This is a genomic window from Nocardia sp. N2S4-5, assembly GCF_044628355.1.
Classification (GTDB): Bacteria; Actinomycetota; Actinomycetes; order Mycobacteriales; family Mycobacteriaceae; genus Nocardia; species Nocardia wallacei_B.
In genome coordinates this window covers 4,581,669-4,602,323 of record NZ_JBIUPM010000001.1, presented here as the reverse complement: position 1 = coordinate 4,602,323, position 20,655 = coordinate 4,581,669, and the positions used below count along the sequence as shown (strand labels likewise).

Annotated in this window: 20 protein-coding genes and 1 pseudogene; 13 read left to right on the top strand and 8 right to left on the bottom strand. The window is 69.2% G+C overall.

The window, feature by feature from the left end; translation table 11 throughout:
- Nucleotides 1-18: 18 nt before the first annotated feature.
- From ACFMRZ_RS21070 to ACFMRZ_RS21060, 3 genes are read right to left on the bottom strand one after another with little or no spacing between them, the layout of a single operon-like run.
- Nucleotides 19-366 (bottom strand): VOC family protein, encoded by a 348-nt coding sequence (locus ACFMRZ_RS21070; protein ID WP_400180444.1) that lies wholly within the window; start codon nucleotides 364-366, stop codon nucleotides 19-21.
- Nucleotides 367-380: 14 nt separating this feature from the next.
- A complete protein-coding gene (locus ACFMRZ_RS21065; RefSeq protein ID WP_400180443.1) occupies nucleotides 381-1,202 on the bottom strand; it encodes a MerR family transcriptional regulator in 822 nt (273 codons plus the stop codon).
- 33 nt (nucleotides 1,203-1,235) lie between these two features.
- Nucleotides 1,236-1,778, bottom strand: a complete 543-nt coding sequence (locus ACFMRZ_RS21060; protein WP_280273880.1) for a hypothetical protein — start codon at nucleotides 1,776-1,778, stop codon at nucleotides 1,236-1,238.
- A 165-nt stretch (nucleotides 1,779-1,943) separates the two neighbouring features.
- On the opposite strand from ACFMRZ_RS21060, the gene ACFMRZ_RS21055 reads away from it, so the two are divergent.
- Both ACFMRZ_RS21055 and recR read left to right on the top strand, forming a co-directional pair.
- Nucleotides 1,944-2,282, top strand: a complete 339-nt coding sequence (locus ACFMRZ_RS21055; RefSeq protein ID WP_280273881.1) for a YbaB/EbfC family nucleoid-associated protein — start codon at nucleotides 1,944-1,946, stop codon at nucleotides 2,280-2,282.
- 16 nt (nucleotides 2,283-2,298) lie between these two features.
- Nucleotides 2,299-2,907 (top strand): recombination mediator RecR, encoded by a 609-nt coding sequence (gene recR, locus ACFMRZ_RS21050; protein WP_187686217.1) that lies wholly within the window; start codon nucleotides 2,299-2,301, stop codon nucleotides 2,905-2,907.
- 26 nt (nucleotides 2,908-2,933) lie between these two features.
- Here recR and ACFMRZ_RS21045 read toward each other — a convergent pair whose 3' ends face one another.
- Together ACFMRZ_RS21045 and ACFMRZ_RS21040 are read right to left on the bottom strand one after the other, a co-directional pair.
- Nucleotides 2,934-3,578, bottom strand: coding sequence for a hypothetical protein (locus tag ACFMRZ_RS21045; RefSeq protein ID WP_400180442.1), 645 nt, complete (start codon nucleotides 3,576-3,578; stop codon nucleotides 2,934-2,936).
- A complete protein-coding gene (locus ACFMRZ_RS21040; RefSeq protein WP_280273883.1) occupies nucleotides 3,575-3,793 on the bottom strand; it encodes a hypothetical protein in 219 nt (72 codons plus the stop codon). The genes ACFMRZ_RS21045 and ACFMRZ_RS21040 overlap by 4 nt, the downstream gene beginning before the upstream one ends.
- A gap of 207 nt (nucleotides 3,794-4,000) precedes the next feature.
- Between ACFMRZ_RS21040 and ACFMRZ_RS21035 the strand changes: the two genes are divergently transcribed.
- On the top strand, nucleotides 4,001-5,086 hold the full coding sequence (locus ACFMRZ_RS21035) for a PLP-dependent cysteine synthase family protein (protein ID WP_400182927.1): 1,086 nt from the start codon (nucleotides 4,001-4,003) through the stop codon (nucleotides 5,084-5,086).
- 8 nt (nucleotides 5,087-5,094) lie between these two features.
- Here the strand turns inward: ACFMRZ_RS21035 and ACFMRZ_RS21030 are convergent, their stop codons facing one another.
- Entirely contained in the window at nucleotides 5,095-5,859 is a 765-nt protein-coding gene (locus ACFMRZ_RS21030; RefSeq protein ID WP_400180441.1) for a sulfite exporter TauE/SafE family protein, read from the bottom strand.
- Between the two features lie 625 nt (nucleotides 5,860-6,484).
- Here ACFMRZ_RS21030 and leuA point away from each other — a divergent pair.
- Nucleotides 6,485-8,287, top strand: a complete 1,803-nt coding sequence (gene leuA / locus ACFMRZ_RS21025; protein WP_400180440.1) for a 2-isopropylmalate synthase — start codon at nucleotides 6,485-6,487, stop codon at nucleotides 8,285-8,287.
- Nucleotides 8,288-8,604: 317 nt separating this feature from the next.
- On the opposite strand, the gene ACFMRZ_RS21020 is transcribed toward leuA, so the two are convergent.
- Nucleotides 8,605-9,282 (bottom strand): hypothetical protein, encoded by a 678-nt coding sequence (locus ACFMRZ_RS21020; protein ID WP_400180439.1) that lies wholly within the window; start codon nucleotides 9,280-9,282, stop codon nucleotides 8,605-8,607.
- Nucleotides 9,283-9,566: 284 nt separating this feature from the next.
- On the opposite strand from ACFMRZ_RS21020, the gene ACFMRZ_RS21015 reads away from it, so the two are divergent.
- From ACFMRZ_RS21015 to ACFMRZ_RS20975, 9 genes and pseudogenes are all read left to right on the top strand, one after another.
- Nucleotides 9,567-10,925, top strand: a complete 1,359-nt coding sequence (locus ACFMRZ_RS21015) for an AAA family ATPase (protein WP_400180438.1) — start codon at nucleotides 9,567-9,569, stop codon at nucleotides 10,923-10,925.
- 354 nt (nucleotides 10,926-11,279) lie between these two features.
- Nucleotides 11,280-12,032, top strand: a complete 753-nt coding sequence (locus ACFMRZ_RS21010; RefSeq protein ID WP_400180437.1) for a hypothetical protein — start codon at nucleotides 11,280-11,282, stop codon at nucleotides 12,030-12,032.
- Between the two features lie 12 nt (nucleotides 12,033-12,044).
- Nucleotides 12,045-12,206 (top strand): annotated as a pseudogene (locus ACFMRZ_RS21005) (EamA family transporter); the annotation flags it as partial.
- A gap of 240 nt (nucleotides 12,207-12,446) precedes the next feature.
- Nucleotides 12,447-14,156, top strand: coding sequence for an FAD-dependent oxidoreductase (locus tag ACFMRZ_RS21000; RefSeq protein ID WP_400180436.1), 1,710 nt, complete (start codon nucleotides 12,447-12,449; stop codon nucleotides 14,154-14,156).
- Nucleotides 14,157-14,206: 50 nt separating this feature from the next.
- Complete coding sequence (locus ACFMRZ_RS20995) at nucleotides 14,207-14,836, top strand: pyridoxamine 5'-phosphate oxidase family protein (RefSeq protein WP_400180435.1); 630 nt, start codon at nucleotides 14,207-14,209, stop codon at nucleotides 14,834-14,836.
- 54 nt (nucleotides 14,837-14,890) lie between these two features.
- Nucleotides 14,891-16,126: a Mur ligase family protein gene (locus ACFMRZ_RS20990; RefSeq protein WP_280361877.1), complete on the top strand. Its 1,236-nt coding sequence runs from the start codon at nucleotides 14,891-14,893 to the stop codon at nucleotides 16,124-16,126.
- Nucleotides 16,123-16,833, top strand: a complete 711-nt coding sequence (locus ACFMRZ_RS20985) for a type 1 glutamine amidotransferase (RefSeq protein WP_400180434.1) — start codon at nucleotides 16,123-16,125, stop codon at nucleotides 16,831-16,833. Before ACFMRZ_RS20990 ends, ACFMRZ_RS20985 begins: the two co-directional genes overlap by 4 nt.
- 117 nt (nucleotides 16,834-16,950) lie before the next feature.
- Complete coding sequence (locus ACFMRZ_RS20980; protein WP_400180433.1) at nucleotides 16,951-18,573, top strand: GMC oxidoreductase; 1,623 nt, start codon at nucleotides 16,951-16,953, stop codon at nucleotides 18,571-18,573.
- 97 nt (nucleotides 18,574-18,670) lie between these two features.
- Nucleotides 18,671-19,444: an ion transporter gene (locus ACFMRZ_RS20975; RefSeq protein ID WP_280274813.1), complete on the top strand. Its 774-nt coding sequence runs from the start codon at nucleotides 18,671-18,673 to the stop codon at nucleotides 19,442-19,444.
- Here the strand turns inward: ACFMRZ_RS20975 and ACFMRZ_RS20970 are convergent.
- Nucleotides 19,441-20,649 carry a low temperature requirement protein A gene (locus ACFMRZ_RS20970; protein WP_280274814.1) on the bottom strand — a complete coding sequence of 403 codons (1,209 nt, stop codon included), beginning with the start codon at nucleotides 20,647-20,649 and terminating at the stop codon, nucleotides 19,441-19,443. The genes ACFMRZ_RS20975 and ACFMRZ_RS20970 overlap by 4 nt on opposite strands.
- Between the last annotated feature and the right edge of the window lie 6 nt (nucleotides 20,650-20,655).

The following is a 20,655-nucleotide window of genomic DNA, read 5'->3' as shown; positions in this document are numbered from 1 at the left end:
CGCGCGGGCCGGATCGGTTCAGCCCTCGGCGATGTCGAAGAGGTTGCCCTCGGGATCGGCGAGGGTGGACCAGCTGATTCCGTACTCGTCGTAATCGGCGATGTGCTTTGCGCCCAGCGTGATCGCCCGCTCGATCTGGTCGCGACGATCGGTCGCGACCAGATCGAGGTGGACGACGTTCTTGCCCGGATTCTTGTCCGGCACGCGCAGGAACATCAGGGTCGGCGACATCGTGTCGCGGCCGACCGTCGCGAAATTCCGGTTCGCCTCCGGATCGACCGGCTGCTCCAGCAGTTCGGCGTAGAAGCGCGCCAGTGCGGCGGCGTCCGCGCAGTCGACGGCGATATTGGCGAGCCTGGGTGGCATCGGTATTCCTTTCTTCACGGCCGGCCGACCGGCCAGCAGACCTCGGTGCGGAAATCGGCGGGATCCTCGACATCGGTGGGCCCGATGAGGTACAGCTCCCGCACGGGTTCGGCGAGTGCGGTGTCGTGCTCGGCGACGTGGCTGCCCAGGGCGCCGTAGGTGCGGTCGAAGTCGGTGAACGGGCCGGTGTGCACGGCGATCGCGAAACGCCGGGCCGGAAGTTCGAGCACCGCGGTGCCGTCGGCGGCCGCGAGCCGGTCGCGCTCGGCGGGTGCGATCGGCACGAACGCGACCACCTCGCCGGCTTCGTTCTCGAAGAAGTCGGTGGAGTAGGTGGCCCCCGCCGGACCGGCCGGTGCGACGCCCGCGGTGGCCAGTGTCCCGTAGAGCCGGCCGAAGGCGGCGTCGCACCATTCCGAGATGCCCTCTTGCGCAACGGTATTCGAGAACGTGAGCGCGGGAAAGGCGGGGACGGAACGGTATTCGACCTCGATCGGCGGGCTCGGCGACAACAGGGCCCGCAGCGAGGCCACCACGTCCCGGGTGCGCGCCAGCTCGGCCTCCATGCGTTCCAGATGGGCCCGCAGGGCGGTATCGCGCGCGGATCGGTCGGGCGCGGCCAGCACCGTGCGGATGTCGGGCAGCGGCATGTTCAGATCACGCAGGCGCCGGATGAGATGCGCCTGCGCGACCTGTTCGGTCGAGTAGCGCCGATAGCCCGAGGCCGGGTCTCTCGTCGCGGGTTGGAGCAGCTCGATCTCGTCGTAGTACCGCAGCGTCTTGACGCTGAGGTACGTCAGCCGGGCGAATTCCCCGATGGGGACTGTCGCTGTCATGCCGATCAGCGAACACCCTCCAGCGGGGGAGAGTCAATAGGTCAGCACGAAGGTCAGCAGGGGCGTGGTTTGAATGGCGCCGCGCCACCACGAGTAGCCGAACCAGACACCCGGGGTGACCTCGCGGATCTCGTCCCAGATCTGCGGGGTGATGGACGGGGCGTAGTCCAGCGCCCACACCGGCTGGCCGTCGAGGATCGACGGGGCGCTGTAGACGTTGGCGGGGAAGCCCTCGGTCCCGCCGCCGAGAATGCGATTCTGCAGGATCCCGCCGTCCGGGTTGGTGTAGAAGTTCTTGCCGCTCCACAGCGGCGGGGCTACCGCCTCCACGATCGGCGGGCGCGCGACCCAGCCGTTCGTCACGCCGATGGGGACCGTGCCCCGGGGCGCGTCCAGGAAGATCTGGTCCTGCTGCTGCGGGTCGCAGATGTCGCGCAACGCCACGATGGTGGCCTGGGGGTTGTCGGGATACAGCGCGCAGCCGCCCCCGTAATCGGTGTCGGCGTGCGCGGCGGGCGCGGCGACGACGACCGGCGCCACGGCGAGCAATGCCGCCAGGCAGGCCGGTGCGAACACTCGCCTGAGAGATATTCGAATTGGTTCACGGCCTGCCCGCATAACCGCCTCCATGTGACCTGACCCCACCCACCGATCGTAGTTCGCTATCGCCGGGCCGATAGGGGGGTAGACCCAATCGTGACTACGCTGGGGAGCAACCACTTCCCGCAGAGAGGACAGCCCGTGGAGCCCGGTGGACAGGTCGACATGCAGGCCCTGCTTGCGCAGGCACAACAGATGCAGCAGGCGGTGATGGCCGCCCAGGCCGAACTCGCCGAGGCCGAGGTCGAGGGGGAGGCCGGCGGCGGGCTGGTGAAGGTCACCGTGAAGGCGACCGGCGAGATCCAGACGTTGCAGATCGATCCGAAGGTCGTCGACCCGGACGACATCGAGACCTTGCAGGACCTGGTGGTGGGCGCGATCAACGCCGCAACCGCGAACGCCCAGCAGCTGGCCGCGGAGAAGCTGGGCCCGCTGGCCGGTGGCATGGGCGGGGGTTCCATGCCCGGCCTGCCGTTCTGAGCCCGGGGCCACCGCGTTGTACGAGGGTCCGGTTCAGGATCTGATCGACGAGCTGGGCAAGCTGCCCGGCGTCGGTCCCAAGAGCGCGCAGCGGATCGCGTTCCACCTGCTGTCGGTCGAGCCGCCGGAGATCGACCGGTTGCAGGCCGCGCTGCAGAAGGTGCGCGACGGGGTGCGGTTCTGTTCGGTGTGCGGCACCGTGTCCGACGGTGAGCTGTGCCGCATCTGCGCCGACCCGCGCCGCGACCGCACCCTGATCTGCGTGGTCGAGGAGCCCAAGGATGTGCAGGCCATCGAGCGCACCCGGGAGTTCCGCGGCCGGTACCACGTACTCGGCGGCGCGCTGGACCCGCTGTCCGGCATCGGCCCGGATCAGCTACGCATTCGAGAACTGCTGGGCCGCATCGGAAATCAGGACGACGGCGTCGATGTCACCGAGGTGATCATCGCGACCGATCCGAACACCGAGGGCGAGGCGACGGCCACCTATCTGGTCCGCATGCTGCGCGACTTCCCCGGCCTGTCGGTCACCCGGCTGGCTTCGGGCCTGCCGATGGGCGGCGATCTGGAATTCGCCGACGAGCTGACCCTGGGCCGCGCGCTGTCGGGCCGCCGCGCACTGTAGCGACGGGGCGCACTGTAGCGACGGGCTCAGAGCAGGATCGGTTCCCAGTCGAGCGCCGCCAGGCGGGTGCGGTCGCCGGTGGTCCAGTCCCAGATCAGCTCGGCGACTCGATGAGCGTCGTCGAGCCGGGTGCCGAAGTGCCGGTCGGGTGCACCGTCGCGGTACTCGAGGGCGTAGTCGCCGTCGCCGTCGCGGAAGGTCTGGATGTAGACCTGAGGTTCCCGCTCGACGATCAGATAGGGATTCGGGTCGGTCAGGTCCGGGATCCACTGGTGGATCAGCGGCTCGGTGAGATAAGGGAATTCACCCGCGCCGCCGTGCGTGACGGTGACCGGAATGTGCCCGGCGGGGTCGAGCAGCCAGGCGAGCTGGGGATCGTAGACCGCGTACGACCGTGGTGTGGCGAGGTCGAACAGCAGGCCGCGCAGGTGGCCTATCGCGTCGTAGGGGCTCGAAACATACAGTGCCGCACCGGTTTCGGCGCCGCCCACGGGCGGCTCGGTGAGGAAGCCGTCCGGTTCGGGCAGTGCCGCGTTGTGCTCGTTCAGCGCGGTCGCCAGTTCGGTCACCACCTTGTCCTCCGGCAGGCCGCGCTGGGCGGTCAGGTACGCGTCGACTTCGTCGGGGGTGGTGGCGACGCCGGAGGGCAGCAGTACGTGGTCGTAGCTCACCCGGCCAGGCTACGTGGCCCGGAACGGGGCTCCGGCAGGGCGCAGGCGCAGCCGCCCGCGAGGTCGAAACAGTCGACGATGAAGGTGTGCCGGGCGTGATCGGTGTCGTGGCAGTCGGCGTCCGTGCACTCCACCGACCGGTCGGTGTGCACGATGAGCGTGCCGTGACAGTGGTCGAGAGTGGCGTCGCAGGATAGGCAGAGCCGTACGTGCATGAAGACCTCCTGGGCGAGAAGACCGTCCGCACTACGGTCTTATCACGCCCGGGGGACTCGTTCGAGCCCCCGGACCGGGCGCGTCCGGAGCAACCCCTCCGCAATCGTCGGTCGGGGCTATGGAAATATCGAGTTCTACCTCAACGGGCTCGAGGGCGAGGAGTGCGCATGACAGCCGCGGTCACACCCACCGGCGCCGCGCCGGACATGGTGGACGTCAACCGGTACGACCCGGGTCACCGAGCCTGGCTGGCCGAGGCGATCGCCAAGGTGCGCGCCGATATGCGCCGCTCGTCGGACACGCACCTGCTGCGGGTCCCGGTGCCCGCGGTGCCCGGCGTGGACCTGTATCTGAAGGACGAGTCCACGCATCCGGCCGGATCGTTGAAGCACCGGCTGGCGCGCTCGCTGTTCCTGCACGCGCTGTGCAGCGGCTGGATCCGGCCCGACCGGCCGGTGATCGAGGCGTCCAGTGGTTCGACGGCCGTCTCCGAGGCGTACTTCGCGCGGCTGATCGGGGTGCCGTTCGTCGCGGTGATGTCGCGCGGCACCAGCCGGGAGAAGGTGCGGTTGATCGAATTCCACGGTGGCCGATGTCATTTCGTGGACGACGCGAACGAGGTCTACGACGTCGCCGCGCGGCTGGCGACCGAGACCGGCGGCCACTACATGGACCAGTTCACCTTCGCCGAGCGGGCCACCGACTGGCGCGGCAACAACAACATCGCCGAATCCATCTTCGATCAGCTCGCCGAGGAACGACACCCCGATCCGGCCTGGATCGTGGCGACCGCGGGCACCGGCGGCACCTCGGCGACCATCGCCCGCTACATCCGCTACACCGGCCGGGCCACCGGCATCTGCGTGGCCGACCCGGACAACTCCGCGTTCTTCCCCGGCTGGCGCGACGACGATCCGGCCGCGACCACCGAGATCTGCTCGCGCATCGAGGGCATCGGGCGCCAGCGCGTGGAGCCCAGTTTCGTCGGCGCCGCGATCGACCGGATGATCCACGTCCCCGACGCTGCGGCCATCGCGTCGATCCAGGTGCTCGACGAGTTGATCGGGCGCAAGGCGGGAGCCTCCACCGGCACCGGTCTGTGGGCGGCGTTCCACATCATGTCCGAGATGGCGGCGGTCGGGCGGGCGGGCAGCGTCGTCGGCCTGCTCTGCGATCCGGGCGACCGCTACATCGACAAGTACTACTCCGCCGAGTGGCTCGCCGAGCAGCGGATCGACCTCACGCCCTACCGTGCCCGGTTGCGCACATTCCTGGAATCCGGGGTGCTGTAACCGGCGTATCAGGTGGTCAGCAGGCGCACGATGGCGACGAGGCCGACCACGACGATCACGCCGCGCAGCACCGTCGGCGGCATGCGGCGGCCGACCGTCGCGCCCAGCTGCCCGCCGATGATCGAACCCACCGCGATCAGCGCGACCACCTGCCAGGCCACGTCGGCGACGAAGACGAAGATCAGTGCCGACAGGGTGTTCACCAGCAGGGCCAGGAAGTTCTTCACGGCGTTCAGGCGCTGTAGCTCGTCGTGCACGAACACGCCCAGCAGGCCGATCAGCAGGACACCCTGCGCCGCGCCGAAGTATCCGCCGTAGACGCCGCTGGCCAGCACCGCGAGCCACAGCAGTGGGCCGCCGTGTTCGGGGGACGAGCCGTCGGCCGCGCGCCGCCGCTGTACCCAGCGGGACAGGCGGGGTTGTACTACGACCAGGATCAGGGCGGCGATGATCAGGATCGGGACGATCGCCTTGAACGCCTGGGGTGGGAGTTGGAGCAGGAGGATCGCGCCGAGGGCGCCGCCGAGTAGGGAGGCGGTGCCGAGTCGGAGCAGTCTGGCGCGCTGGCCGGTGAGTTCGCGGCGGTAGCCGAGTACGCCGCTCAGGCCGCCGGGGACCAGGCCGATGGTGTTGGAGACGTTGGCGGTTACGGGGGGATAGCCGAGGGCTAGGAGGACGGGGAAGGTGATGAGGGTGCCGGAGCCGACGATGGTGTTGATGCATCCGGCTGCGATGCCTGCGGTGAGGATGAGCAGCTGGTTTAGGAGGGGCATGCTGTGTTTTTGGCCTCCGCTTCGCTCCGGCGGGTTTTCGGCGCCCTTGGTCTCGGTTTTCGGGTGCCGCTGCTGGCTCCTTCGTCGCTTTGCAGCGGCACCCGAAAACCGAGACGCGCCGAAAACCTACGGGGTTGGACGTTACTGGGGGAGTTTTTGCGGTTCGGGGATGGGTGGGCGATCGAGTCTCTGTTTCGGTGGGTGTGTGGGGGTAGCGGCTCGGCTGGTAACGAGGGTGGGTGTGGTGGCTCGGCTGGTGGCAGGGGTGGGTGTGGTGGCTCGGCTGGTGGCAGGGGTGGGTGTGGTGGTTTGGCTGGCGACAGGGGGCGGGTGTGGTGGTTTGTTGGCGACAGGGGTGGGTGGGTGTGGTGGGTTGGTCGGTGACGGGGTGGGTGTGGTGGTTCGGGAGGGATGGGGGTGCGTGTGGGTGTGCTGGCTTGTGGGTTTGCGGGGTGTGCTTTCGTCGCAGATCGGGGGGCTGTAAACTCGCGGGCATCATGCAGCGGGCACTCCTTCTCGGCCGCCGCGACGGGGTCTGACACGGACCGGCTCCCGTCGCGGGGTTCAGCTGTGCCGGTCGACCCAAGCTATTGGGACATACCAAACCCACACCACGGAGAATCGCATGTCACCCGCTGACGCCTTCGTATCCGGATCGCGCACCATCACCGCGCCGTCCAAGGCCGCGCCGGCCGACCAGCCCGCGTGGAACACACAGAAGAATTCCTCGATGCCGACCTTTCGGTACCGGCCGTTCGCCGAGGAGGTCGAACCCGTCACGCTGCCGGATCGCACCTGGCCGGACCGGGTGATCGAGCGCGCGCCGGCCTGGTGCGCGGTGGATCTGCGCGACGGCAATCAGGCGCTGATCGACCCGATGAGCCCGGCTCGCAAGCGCCGCATGTTCGATCTGCTGGTGCGGATGGGCTACAAGGAGATCGAGGTCGGCTTCCCGTCGGCCAGCCAGACCGACTTCGACTTCGTGCGCGAGATCATCGAGGACGGCGCGGTGCCGGACGACGTCACCATTCAGGTGCTGACCCAGTGCCGCCCGGAACTGATCGAGCGCACGTTCCTGGCCTGTCAGGGCGCGCCGAATGTGATCGTCCACTTCTACAACTCGACCTCGATCCTGCAGCGGCGGGTCGTCTTCCGGGCCGATCGCGACGCGGTGAAGAAGATCGCCACCGACGCCGCGACGCTGTGCCTGGAGATCGAGCAGCGCTACCCCGACACGAACTGGCGCTACGAGTACAGCCCGGAGTCCTACACCGGCACCGAACTGGAGTACGCCCGCGAGGTGTGTGACGCGGTGTCGGCGATCATCGCACCGACCCCGGACCGGCCGATGATCATCAACCTGCCCGCGACGGTCGAGATGGCGACTCCGAATGTCTACGCCGACTCGATCGAGTGGATGAGCCGCAACCTGGCCCGTCGCGAGTCGATCGTGTTGTCGCTGCACCCGCACAACGACCGCGGCACCGCCGTGGCCGCCGCCGAGCTGGGCTATATGGCCGGCGCGGACCGCATCGAGGGCTGCCTGTTCGGCAACGGCGAGCGCACCGGCAACGTCTGCCTGGTCACGCTGGGGATGAATCTGTTCTCGCGCGGCGTGGACCCGCAGATCGACTTCTCCGACATCGACGAGATCCGCCGCACCGTCGAATACTGCAACCAGCTGCCCGTGCACGAGCGGCACCCCTACGGCGGCGATCTGGTCTACACCGCCTTCTCCGGCAGTCACCAGGACGCCATCAACAAGGGCCTGGACGCGATGAAGGTGCAAGCGGACGCGGATGGCCGCGATGTCGAGGACCTCACCTGGGAGGTCCCGTATCTGCCCATCGACCCCAAGGACGTGGGCCGCACCTACGAGGCCGTGATCCGGGTCAATTCGCAGTCCGGCAAGGGCGGCGTCGCCTACATCATGAAGACCGACCACGGCCTGGCCCTGCCGCGCCGGTTGCAGATCGAGTTCTCGCAGGCGATCCAGAGGATCACCGACGGCGAGGGCGGTGAGGTCTCGCCGAAGGCGATGTGGGACGTCTTCGCCGAGGAGTACCTGAACCCGATCCTGCCGCTGGAACGCATGCGGCAGAAGGTGTCCGCCGCGGAGACCGACGGCGGCACCGACCACATTGATGCGGTGGTCAAGGTGGAGGGCGCCGAGCAGGAGATCTCCGGCGAGGGCAACGGCCCGCTCGCGGCGTTCGTCGACGCGCTGGCGACCATCGGCTACGACGTGCGCGTGCTGGACTACTCCGAGCACGCCATGTCCGCCGGTGACGACGCGCAGGCCGCCGCCTACGTGGAATGTGCCGTCGGAGACCAGGTGTCGTGGGGCGTGGGCATCGCGACGTCCATCACGACCGCCTCGCTGCGCGCGGTCGTCTCCGCCGTCAACCGGGCGCACCGCGGCCGCTGAGCCGTTCCGCACCGTCCCGCGCGCGTCGGGGCGGTGCGGTCCGCCGGCCGTCGTGAGCCGGTCGGTTCCGACTTCTCGGACCGCCCAAGGCGTTTCACAACCGAATAGGACAACGGCGCCGAATCACCTGCTCGCGCCCCCGAATCCGAGAAGTTTTCCACATGTGGATAACTTACCGCTGCCGGGAGTACGGGCAGGTCCGCGACGGCGCGGGCATACGACCAGCGTGCTAGCTTGGGAGTGCATTCAGCGCCGAGCTCTCTGCTCGTAAAACCCGAGCAGATGGGGGAAACGTGACACCTAACGACAACTCGACCTCACCGCCCTGGTTGCAGAACCCCGGGGTGGACGTAGCCGCCGAGAAGGACGATCCGAACTCGAACCCGGCGCACGACGAACAGGCGGACGACGACGCCGCCACGGCATCGGACGAAGCCGACGCGCCGGCACCCGATACCGAGTCCGCCGAACCCGAACCCGAATCCGCTGACGAACCCGAACAGGCCGCGGGCATCTTCCCGCCGGTGCCCGATTCGATCGAGCAGACCACATTCCAGCCGCAGTTCGGTCAGGAACAGTTCGGGCCGTTCTCGCCGCCGCCGGGCCAGTACCCACCGAACCAGGGCTTCCCGCCCGGTGGTTTTCCGCCGCCCGAGCACGGCGGTCCGTTCGCCGCTCCCGGTGAGCAGGGCCAGTTTCCGCCTCCCGGTGATCAGGGTTACTTCCCGCCCCCGGGTGAGCAGGGCCAGTTCGCGCCGCCGGGTGGTGGCCCGAATGAGCAGGGCTACTTCCCACCGCCCAATGATCAGGGCTATTTTCCGCCGCCCGGTGGCCCGAACGAGCACGGCTACTTCGCGCCGCCGAATGAGCAGGGCAACTTTCCGCCGCCCGGTGGTCCGGGTGAGCAGGGGCATTTCCCGCCGCCCGGTGAGCAGGGTCATTTCCCGCCGCCCGGCGAGCAGGGGCATTTCCCACCGCCCGGTGAGCAGGGTCATTTCCCGCCCTCCGGCAACCAGGGTCATTTTCCGCCGTCCGGTGATCAGAGTTACTTCCCTCCCCCCGGCGAGCAGGGCCAGTTCGCGCCGCCCGGTGAGCCGGGGCAGTTCGGTCCGTCCGGCGGCTCGGGGGATCGGGGTTACTTGCCGCCGTCCGGCGGGCCGGGGAGTCGGGCCAATTCCCGCCGCCCACAGGGCAATACCCGGCACCGACCGACGCCACGGAGAAATACTCGGCCGCGCCCGGCGACCCGAACTCGTTCGCGCAGTCGTCCTACGGCGAGGTGCGCCAGGAGACCGCCTACGGCGAGGTACGGCAGGAGATCGGCCCGGACGGCATGGTCCGCCGAGTCTTCGACGAGGAGAAGTCGGCGCCGTCCGCTCCGGAACAGCCGGGCGGGGCGGGCGAGCAGTTCAGCTGGGCCCCACCGCCGTTGCCGCCGCAGCCCGCGGCCCCGCCGCAGCCCTACCAGCCGCAGCCCAGCCGGGACAACTGGCAGGGCGGTCCGCCGCCACAGTCCCAGCCGCCCACGGGTTTTCACCAGCCGCCGCAGCTGCCGGGCCCGCCCGGTCATTCGATGAACGAGCTGAACCTGCTCAAGCGCGCTCGCCGCTCGCCGCGCAGCGGCTGGCGCAAGGCCGTGCACAAGGTCACCGGCGGCACCGTCAACCCGGGCGAGTCACCGGCCGATGTGGTCCAGCGCGAGCTGGTCGAGCGGGTGAACCAGCCCGTGCGCGGCGACTACCGGATCGCCATCCTGTCGTTGAAGGGCGGTGTCGGAAAGACCACGACCACAGTCGGTCTGGGCTCGACGTTCGCCTCCTCGCGCGGTGACCGCGTGATCGCCATCGACGCCAACCCCGACCTGGGCACGCTCGCGCACCGGGTGCCGCGGCAGACCCGCTCCACGGTGCGAAACCTGCTGGAGGACCAGCACATCAGCCGCTACTCGGACGTGCGGGCGCATACCTCGCAGGCGCCGAGCCGGTTGGAAGTGCTTGCCAGCGAACAGGATCCGGCCGTCTCGGAGGCGTTCAGCGAGGCCGATTACCGGCGCGCGATCAATATCCTGCAGCAGTTCTACAACATCATCCTGACCGACTGCGGCACCGGCCTGATGCACTCGGCCATGAAGGGCGTGCTCGATCTCGCCAGCTCCCTGATCCTGGTGACCTCCCCGGCGATCGACGGCGCCCGCAGCGCCTCGGCCACGCTGGACTGGCTGGAGCACCACGGTTACCGCAAGCTGGTGGAGCGAACCGTGGTGGTGGTCAACGCCTCTCGCCGCGGCGCCTCCACGGTCGACCTGGACCAGCTGCGCAAGCTGTTCCTCGACCGCACCCGCGCGGTGCAGGTGGTCCCGTTCGACGACCACCTGGCCGAGGGCGCGGAAATCGATCTGGAACTGGTCGGCAAGCCCACCCGCACGGCCCTGCTGGAGCTGGCCGCCATGGTCGCCGACGACTTCGGCTACCACGTCCCGCAACCCCCCTTCCCCGGCCCGAACACCCAGTACTCCGGTCCCCCGGGGCAGTACCCGCCCGCGCAGCAGGGCGGATACACCCAGGCGCAGTACCCCGGCTCGCCGAACCCTTATCCCGGCCAGGACCCCTACCCGAGTTTCGACCGGTACCAGGGCTGAAGGCCCTACCTGCCAACGATTCCCGAAGCGGCCTCCGGATGATCCGGGGGCCGCTTCCCCGTCTCTGACCCTCCCGCCACCAGATTGGCGCTCGCCTCTCGGGATTCTTTCCGGTTGGTACAGAGCACGTCGGGCAATGAGAAAACCCCGGAGCACACGGCTCCGGGGCGTTCCCATGTAATGTGCGGCAGCTCTTGTCTCCCGCATTCCTTACTAACCATACACGCTGCTGTGTGGAGAAGGTGCGTCTGTAGCTCTGCATCTGAAATCTACAAACCGCTGGTAGAGGCGCTGCGACCGTCTACTGGACAACTGAATTTGGTAGTCCATAGTGCGGTCCCTTAGAAAGGGCGAATGCCTGCACGCACGGTGCACCAGGAGGTCTCCCGCTGCCTCAGCGGTCCGCGCCTGGCACCCTACCTATCCGAGGCTTGCGGTGACGCTGAGCTTGCCTTGGCGCTCTATCACTGGAACTTGCAGCTCAACGCCGCGTTTCAGGAAGTCCTAGGCATCGTCGAGGTGGTCGTGCGGAACGCGGTCGACGCGGAACTTCGGACATGGAATCCCACCCGTGGCGTCGATCACGCGACAGGCCGGCCATACCCCGCCGAGTGGACCGAACTGCCCGCTTCCCCAATCGCCGGTGTGGCTGCCCAGGCCGTGAAGCAGGCCCGCGTTCACGCCACCAACGCTCGTGCGGCTCGCGACCCCAGTCATGCCCGCCGCAACGCCGCGGTCTGCCACGACGACATGCTGGCGCAGCTCTCTTTTGGACTGTGGCGCAAGCTTCTTCCGGCTGCGGCCCCATCGAAGACCGGTCTGCAAGTTCTATGGAACAACGCGCTGCACCGAGCGTTTCCGTATGCTCGGCCGATCCGGTCGAGGAGCGGGGTTATCTCAGCGGATATCGTTGTTCACGACCGACTGGATCGGCTGGTCAGCCTGCGGAACCGTGTGGCACACATGGAACCGCTGCTTGGGGTTCAGGTGCCGGCGCGCCACCGAGATGCCATGCGCCTGCTCGGTTCCATCTCACCTCAGACGCGAGACTGGTGCGCGAGCTTGAGCCGCGTTGCGGAAGTCAACAAGGCCCGCCCACAACTGTGAACACCGCGTGTTATCGCGCAGTTCGCGTTTCTTTTCACCGCCATGCGCGCCGGGATGCCCACGGGTCTGGCTTCGTTGGTGTTGCAGTCCTCGGCGCCGTTCACCGTGCTGCTGGGGGCGCTGTTCCTGGGCGAGCGGCCGTCGGCGCTGTCCCTGGCCGGTGCGGTGGTCGCGGGGGCGTTCGCCGCGACGTCCGCACGCCGGCGGCCCGCACAGTGCACCGAGCCCGTCTTCCCCGCGGCGCCGGACCCGGCGATCGCCCTCAGTAAGTAACCGGCGAAGTGCGCGTATTCGCGGGGGTTTCGTGTCCGTCGACGCCGAGCGCTTAGAGTTGGCCGCGGCGTGGAGGTCCGGAAGATGGCAGAACGGCTGGGGGCCGCGTCGCGGAGAACGATGCTTCGCGGAGCGGCGGGGATGGTTACGGCGGGAATGACGGCCGGTGCGGCGGTATGGCGACCGCCGCGCGCGGCGGCGGAGACGGGTCGTCGGGTCGCGGTGTTCGGCGGTGGCGTGGCCGGGCTCACCGCGGCGCACGAACTGGCCGAGCGCGGCTTCGAGGTCACCGTCTACGAGCGCCGGGCGCTGGGCGGCAAGGCGCGCAGCATTCCGGTCCCGGGCAGCGGGCGCGGCGGTCGGCCCGATCTGCCCGGCGAGCACGGCTTCCGCTTCTTCCCCGGCTTCTATCGCCACATACCGGACACGATGCGCCGAATCCCCTTCCCGGGCAACGAGAACGGGGTGTGGGACAACCTGGTGCCCGCGGCCGAGGCGCGATTCGCCCGGCAGGGCGCCGACGACACCATCGTCCCCATGCGCAGCGGCGGCGCCCGCGGCTGGGCGACCCCCGACGATTTCCGCCAGACCGTCGGCTCGGTCATCGCCACCTCGGCGAAGATGCCGACGGCCGACGCGCTCTACTTCGCCAACCGCCTGCTGGTCTTCGACACCAGTTGCGATGCGCGCCGCTTCGGGCAGTGGGAGCACGTGCCGTGGCGCGACTTCGTCGGCGCGGCCGGGCGATCCCGGGAGTTCCGGGCGCTGCTGTCGCGCACCCTCACCACGCTGCTGGTCGCGGCCAAGGACGAGCAGGCGAGCACCCGCACGATCGGCACCATGGGCGAGCAGTTCCTCGGCAACCCGCGCGAGGTCGGCAACGACGGCCCGCTGGACCGCGTGCTCGACGGCCCGACCAACGAGGCCTGGATCGATCCGTGGGTGCGACTGCTGGGTGAGCTGGGCGTGCGGTTCGAGACGGCGGAGGTACGCGGACTGGACGTCCGGGACGGCCGGATCGTGGGCGCACGCACCGTGGACGGCTCCGGGATCGGAAACACCGTGGCTGCAGACTATTTCGTGCTGGCCGTGCCCGTCGAGGTGGCGCGCGCGTTGTGCACGCCCGAAATCCTCGCCGTGCGACCGGAATTGGCCGAGCTGGACCGGCTGGTCGTGGACTGGATGGCCGGGATCCAGCTGTATCTGCGGCGGCCGGCGCAGATCGCGCGCGGGCACGTCGCCTACGTCGATTCGCCGTGGTCGCTCACCTCGATCGCGCAGGGCCAATTCTGGTCGCGCACAAGGCTTCCCGACCGTGGCGACGGTACGGTGCAGGACTGCCTGTCGGTCGACATCTCCGACTGGAATACGCCCGGTCCGCTGTTCGGCAAGCCGGCCAAGGAATGCACGCACGACGAGATCGCCCGCGAGGTCTGGGCGCAGCTGCGAGCCCATCTGGCGGGCGCCGCGCTGCGCGACGACGACCTGCACTCCTGGTTCCTCGACCCCGGCATCACCTGGGACGCCGACCGCCGCCGCAACAGCAACGCCGACCCGCTGCTGATCAACACCGCGGGGTCCTGGGCGGCCCGGCCACAGCCGCACGGCGCGCTGGAGAACCTGTTCCTCGCCGGCGATTACGTGCGCACCAACGTGGACCTGGCCACTATGGAGGGCGCGAGCGAGGCGGCCCGCACGGCGGTGAACGCGCTGCTGGACGTGGCGGGCTCGAACGCCGCCCGCTGCCGCGTCTTCACCCTGTACCGCGCCGCCGAACTGGAACCGCTGCGGCGACAGGACGCCGATCGCTACGCCGCGGGGCAACCCAACCTGTTCGACGTCGCGATCTGATTGCTCACAAACCCCTTGGCGCGGGCCGTGATCGGCAGTTCAATCGGAGCATGAGCGAGATCACGACCGCCACCGAGCTGCGTGAGCTGCTCGGCGAGCCGCATCCCCGCGCCGCCACCAAGGACCGCGCCACACTGCACCCGCGCGACCGCCAGTGGATCGCCACGTCCCCGTTCGTGGTCCTGGCGACCAGCGACGCCGACGGTCACTGCGACGCCTCCCCGAAGGGCGACCCGGCCGGTTTCGTGCAGGTCCTCGACGATCGGACCATCGCCATCCCCGAGCGCCCCGGCAACAGGCGCGCCGACGGCTACCTCAACATCCTGTCCAACCCGCACGTGGGCGTGATCTTCCTCATCCCGGGCCGCAACGAGACGCTGCGCGTCAACGGCCGCGCCCGGCTGGTCCGCGACGCCCCCTACTTCGACGACATGATCGTCAAGGGCCATCGCCCGGTGCTGGCCGTCGAGGTGGCGATCGAGCAGATCTTCTTCCACTGCGCCAAGGCGTTCATGCGCAGCAGCCTGTGGAAACCGGACGGGTGGCCGCAGGACGACCTGCCGAACGCGGCCCGCCTGGCCAAGGAGGTCCAGACGAACCTCACCGAAACCGTCGAGCAACTCGAGCAGCGCTACTCCCCGGAGAACTACGAGAAGTTGCTCTACAGCACCGGCGGCTAGCTCCCCGGCAGCACCGCCCGCGCACATCCCGCCGACCACCAATAAACTCGCGGCGTGGCAGACATCTCGGTGCGCGGACGGCTCGCGTTGCGCGCGGCGGCGACGGCGTCCTGGGCCTCGCAGAAGGCCGGTCGCGGTAAGGGTTCGATGATCGGTGGCCTGATCGCGCTGCTGCTCGACCCGAAGCTGATGACCCAGCTCGGTCGCGGCCGTCGCACGGTGCTCGTGACCGGAACCAACGGCAAATCGACCACCACCCGGATGACCGCGGCCGCGCTCGGCGCGCTCGGGCGAGTGGTGACCCAGGCCGACGGCGCCAATATGGACGCTGGCATCGTCTCGGCCCTGAGCACCGACCGCACCGCGCCGCTGGCCGCGATCGAGGTCGACGAACTGCATCTGCCGCACGTCAGCGACGCGCTGAACCCGGCCGCGGTGGTGCTGCTGAATCTGTCCCGCGATCAGCTGGACCGGGTGGGTGAGATCAACATGATCGAGCGCAAGCTGCGCGCCGGCCTGGCCCGGCACCCGGACACCGTGCTGATCGCCAACTGTGACGACGTGCTGATCACCTCGATCGCCTACGACCATCCGAACGTGGTGTGGGTGGCCGCGGGCAGCGGCTGGTCGGTGGACGCCACCAGCTGTCCGCGCAGCGGCGAGCCGATCGTGTGGGAGGGCACGCACTGGCGCAGCACCGGCGCCGACTTCCATCGCCCGGAGCCGGACTGGTGGGTGGACGAGGAGCACCTCTACGGCCCCGACGGCGTGAAACTGCCGCTGCACCTTGCCCTTCCGGGCCGGGCCAATCGCGGTAACGCCGCCCAGGCGGTGGCGGCGTCGGTCGCGCTGGGCGTGCGCCCGGAAGCGGCGGCCCAGGCGGCGGGCACCGTGCGCGAGATCGCCGGGCGCTACCGCAGCGTGCAGGTGGGCGAGCACAGCGCGCGGTTGCTGCTGGCGAAGAATCCGGCGGGCTGGCAGGAGGCGCTGTCGATGATCGACCCGGCGGCGACGGGCCTGGTCATCGCGGTCAACGGCCAGGTTCCCGACGGTGAGGACCTGTCCTGGCTGTGGGATGTGCGGTTCGAGCATTTCGAGGGCACCCAGGTGGTCGCCGCCGGGGAGCGCGCCACCGACCTCGCGGTGCGCCTGACCTACGCCGGTGTCGAGCACACCACGGTCCCGAATCCGTTGCGCGCCATCGCCTCCTGCCCGCCCGGCCGGGTCGAGGTGCTGGCCAACTACACCGCGTTCCGGGATCTGAACCGGGAGCTGGAGGGCAGGGCATGAGCGAATCGACCGTCCGCATCGGGCTGGTGCTGCCCGACGTGATGGGCACCTACGGCGACGGCGGCAATGCCGTGGTGCTGCGGCAGCGGCTGCGGATGCGCGGGCACGACGCCGAGATCGTCGAGGTCACGCTGAACGACCCGGTTCCGGAGTCGCTGGACGTCTACCTGCTCGGCGGCGCCGAGGATTCGGCGCAGCGCCTGGCGACGCGCCATCTGCAGCGCTACCCCGGCCTGCAGCAGGCCGCCGCGAAAGGCGTTCCGGTACTGGCGATCTGCGCCGCGATCCAGGTGCTCGGCCACTGGTACGAGACCTCGAGTGGCGAACGGGTCGACGGTGTGGGACTGTTCGACGTCACCACCGCGCCGCAGGCCGTGCGCGCCATCGGCGAGGTGGCCACCACGCCGTTGCTCCCCGGCCTGTCCCAGCCCCTGACCGGCTTCGAAAACCACCGGGGCGGAACGAAACTCGGCAGCGACGCGCAGGGCCTGGCCCGCGTCACCCGCGGTGTGGGCAACGGCGTCGGCGACGGCCTGGAAGGCGTGGTGCAGGGCTCGGTCATGGGCACCTACATGCACGGCCCCGCGCTGGCCCGCAATCCGGAGCTGGCCGACTACTTGCTCATGCGCGCCCTCGGCGTGGACGAACTGGCCCCCTTGGATCTGCCGGAGGTCGACCAGCTCCGCCGCGAGCGCCTGCGCGCCTGATCACCTTCGATAGTTCCAAGCTATAGGAGCGTTGTTATGAGGACTCCCGATTGTGTTGAGGCGATTGTCGTCCGCCGGGTACGCTCGCGCGCGATCGAACGTGATTAAGGAGTCCGGGTGCGCAGACGTGCCTTTCTGAAGGCCGCCGGGACGGCGGCGTTGCTGGGTGCGGTGGGGGCTGTGCACGGGACCGGTCCGGCCGCCGCCGACCCGGTCTGGAGCGAGCTGTTCCGGAGCTGGGTGCCGGAGATCTTCGCGCCCCTCCCCGATCCGCCCGAGCATTCGCCGGCCATCGTTGTCGGCTCCGGGTTCGGCGCCGCGGTCGCCGCGCTGCGGCTGGCCGAGGCGGGCGTGGCGAATACCGTGCTGGAGCGGGGATCTCGCTGGCCCAACGATCCCTGGCGGGAGATCTTCACCGGCGACGACCTGCCCGACGGGCGCGGCTTCTGGCATCGCAGAAGCTTCACCGGCGTCACCAAGGTGCCCATGCAGTGCGCCCCGTTCGGCGGCGTTCTCGACGTCACCGAATTCTCCGGTATCGACGTGTGGCGCGCGGCGGCGGTGGGCGGTGGATCCGTGGTGTTCACCGGCGCGATGGTCGCCCCCGAGCAGCGCTGGTTCGACGAGATCTTCGGCGGCACAGTCGCATTCGGCGAGATGGATCGGGTGTACTACCCGCGGGTGCGGCAGCAGCTGCGGCTGGGCCCGCTTCCGCCGGACCTGTACGCCGCGTCGCCGTTCAGTCATTCCCGGCGCTGGGACGAGCAGGCCCGCGCGGCCGGCTACCAGCCGCAGGCCAACGACTCGATCTTCAACTGGGACATCCTGCGCGGCGAATTGGCCGGCGCCACCCGGCCCTCGGCCACCGCGGCGCGCAGCAACCTGGGCAACTCCAACGGCGCGAAGTTCGATCTGAACCAGAACTACCTGAAATACGCCCAGGAGTCCGGCAAGTCGGCGGTCTACCCCGGCCATCGTGTCGACGCCATCGCCCAGGACCCGGGCGGCCGGTACGTCGTGACCGTGACCAAGCTGGATCCCACCGGCGCGGTACTGGCCACCCGCACCCTCACCTGCGACCGGCTCTTTCTCGGCGCGGGCTCGATCGGCACCACCGAGCTGCTGGTGCGCGCCCAGGCCACCGGCGCGCTGCCGCACCTGAACGAGCACATCGGCGACGGCTGGGGCACCAACGGCGACGTGGTGCTCGCCCGCGTCGACAACTCGCTGTCGGGCACCGGCCAGGGCGTGCCGAGCGCCAGCCGCATCTTCGACGCCTCCGGAATGCCGCTGACGCTGGAGAATTGGTTCATCCCCGGTGTCCCGGTGGAGACCGGCGCATTGGCCTCGCTGGGCATGGTCTTCGATCCGACCCGCGCCCGCATCGGCTTCGACGCCGGGCGCAATGCCGCCGCCCTGGCCTGGCCGCGGCAGGCGCAGGAGCAGGTGGTGGAGGCGTGCCGGCTGGTCGACCGCCGCATCGCCGAACGGTCCGGCGCCGTCTTCGATTACGTCACCCCGCTCGGCTACGACGCCAACGCCGTCTTCACCGCGCATCCCCTCGGCGGCGCGGTGCTCGGCCGCGCCACCGACAACTACGGCCGGGTGCACGGTCATCCGGGCCTGTACGTGGTGGACGGCGCCGCGATTCCGGGCAGCACCGGCACGGTGAATCCGTCGCTGACCATCACCGCGCTCGCCGAACGCAATCTGGAGGCGATCGTCCGCGCCGGTAAGTGAGTGCGGCACGGCGCGATTGTGACATCCGGCGCAGCGGAGACATCGGTGCCGACACCCATTACTCTCGGCGGGACCGTTCGATGTGGAAGGGATCGCTGTGTCGCCCGAGGAGTACCCGCGCAAACCGCCGGCGCTGTGGACCGACTTCCTGATGCTGGCGCTCGCCGTGGTCTCGGTGGTGCTGGTCGGCTGGGTCACCTTCTTCCCGATCTCGCCGGGCGCCTACCACGTGTTCGTGATCGTCGACTACACGATCTGCGCGATCTTCGCCGTCGAGTTCGGGTGGCGCTGGCGCCGGGCGGACTGGTCCTGGACGTTCCCGTTCGTGTACTGGTACGAGGTGCTGGGCATGATCCCGGTGACCAGCCCGTTTTTCCGCGGTTTCCGATTGCTGCGGGTCGTGGTGATCCTGGTCCGGCTGGCTCGAGTCGCCGACCGCGTCTTCGGTGACCGGGTGACCGCGGCGGTGGTGAACCGTTTCGTCGGCACCATCGTCGAGACGATCAAGCGCCCGGTGACCATGGCCGTGCTGGAGGAGGTGGCGACGGTGCTGCGCGCGGGCCGCTACACCCGCAATATCGCCACCGCGCTGGAGGAGAACCGCGGCGAACTCGACGCCATGATCGTCGAGTTGATCCGCAAGGACCCGCAGATCGGCCGGGTGCGCTATCTCCCGTTCCACGAGGACATCATCCGGACCATCGCCGATATCAGTTTCCGCATCGTGTTCCAGGCGCTGGCCGATCCGCGCACCGACGAGCTGATCGGAGATGTGTTGCGGGAGAACGTGAATCAGATGCGCGAGGCGGTCCGCGACGGGGTGGAGGTGCCGGAGACGGTGGACCACAAGTCCCCGGTCCACTACCGCTAGCCCGTGGCGCCGTGCCGGATCTCCTCGCGCGGCTCCGCGAAACGCACCAGTTCCCACCCGGTCAGCGCGGCCAGCACCGCGCACAGCAGCGCCAGCGCGGCCATCGCCGGTACCTGTGTCGCCACCGGGAGCAGCGCGGCCAGCAGCACCGCGGTCGCCACTCGCGCCCAGGAGACCTGCCCGGTGGCGTACTGCTTGAAACCGACGAGCGCGAGCAGGTACAGCATCACCCCGCCGTAGAGCGCGAACATCGGAATCCCGTGCAGCGCATCGTGCAACGTGTGCCCCTGGGCGCCGCCGAGGTAGTTGAGCACCTTCTTCAGGCCCAGCGACAGCGCGATGACGCCCGCGATCATCGGAAAATGCCAGAAGGTGTAGCAGTTTCGCGCGATCTGGATGCGCCGCTCGCCGCGGGCGTGGGTCATCGCATGCTCCACCGCGGTGGCCGCCACGTCGAAGTACGCCCACCACAACAGCCCCGAAACCGTCAGTGCCAGTAGCGATCCCACGGCGATGGGCCACGAGATGGGCAGCCCCGCCATGCCGACGCCGATGGAGACGATCGACTCGCCGAGCGCCACGATGATGATCAGCCCGTGCCGTTCGGCGAAGTGGCTCGCCGAGTTCAGCCGCCACTGGTTGCCGGCGAAGAAGGTCCACAGCATGTCGCCGGCGATGGCCGCGATCCACAGCCAGATCTGGACGGTGCCGTGCTCGAGCGCCGCGACGATCAGCAGCGTGGTGCCGATCGTGATGGACCCCGCAGCCCAGCGCGTCACCTGCCCGCGCAGCTGCTGGTCCTCGTTGCTGGCCAGCCAGAACATCAGCAGGTGCACCAGTCGGATGACCAGGTAGGCGATCGCGAACACCAGTGGCCCGTACCAGCCGCCGGGCATGTCGTGGAACGCCTCGGGGATCACCTCCGCCACGATCAGCGCCGCGCCCATCGCGGCGAACATCGCGACCCGCGCGATCCCCTCGTCGGCCTTCACCACGTTGCCCAGCCAGGCGTAGGCGATCCACACCCACCACATGACCGCGAGCACCAGCACGGCCCGCAGCATGTTCAATGCCGTCGTCTCGTGCGCGGCCAGATCGGTCACCTGGGTGAACGCGAACACCAACACGAGGTCGAAGAACAGCTCCAGCTGGGTCACCGAGGCATCCTCGGAGACTGCCTGGATCCGCCGTTTCACACCGGTCATGCCGAT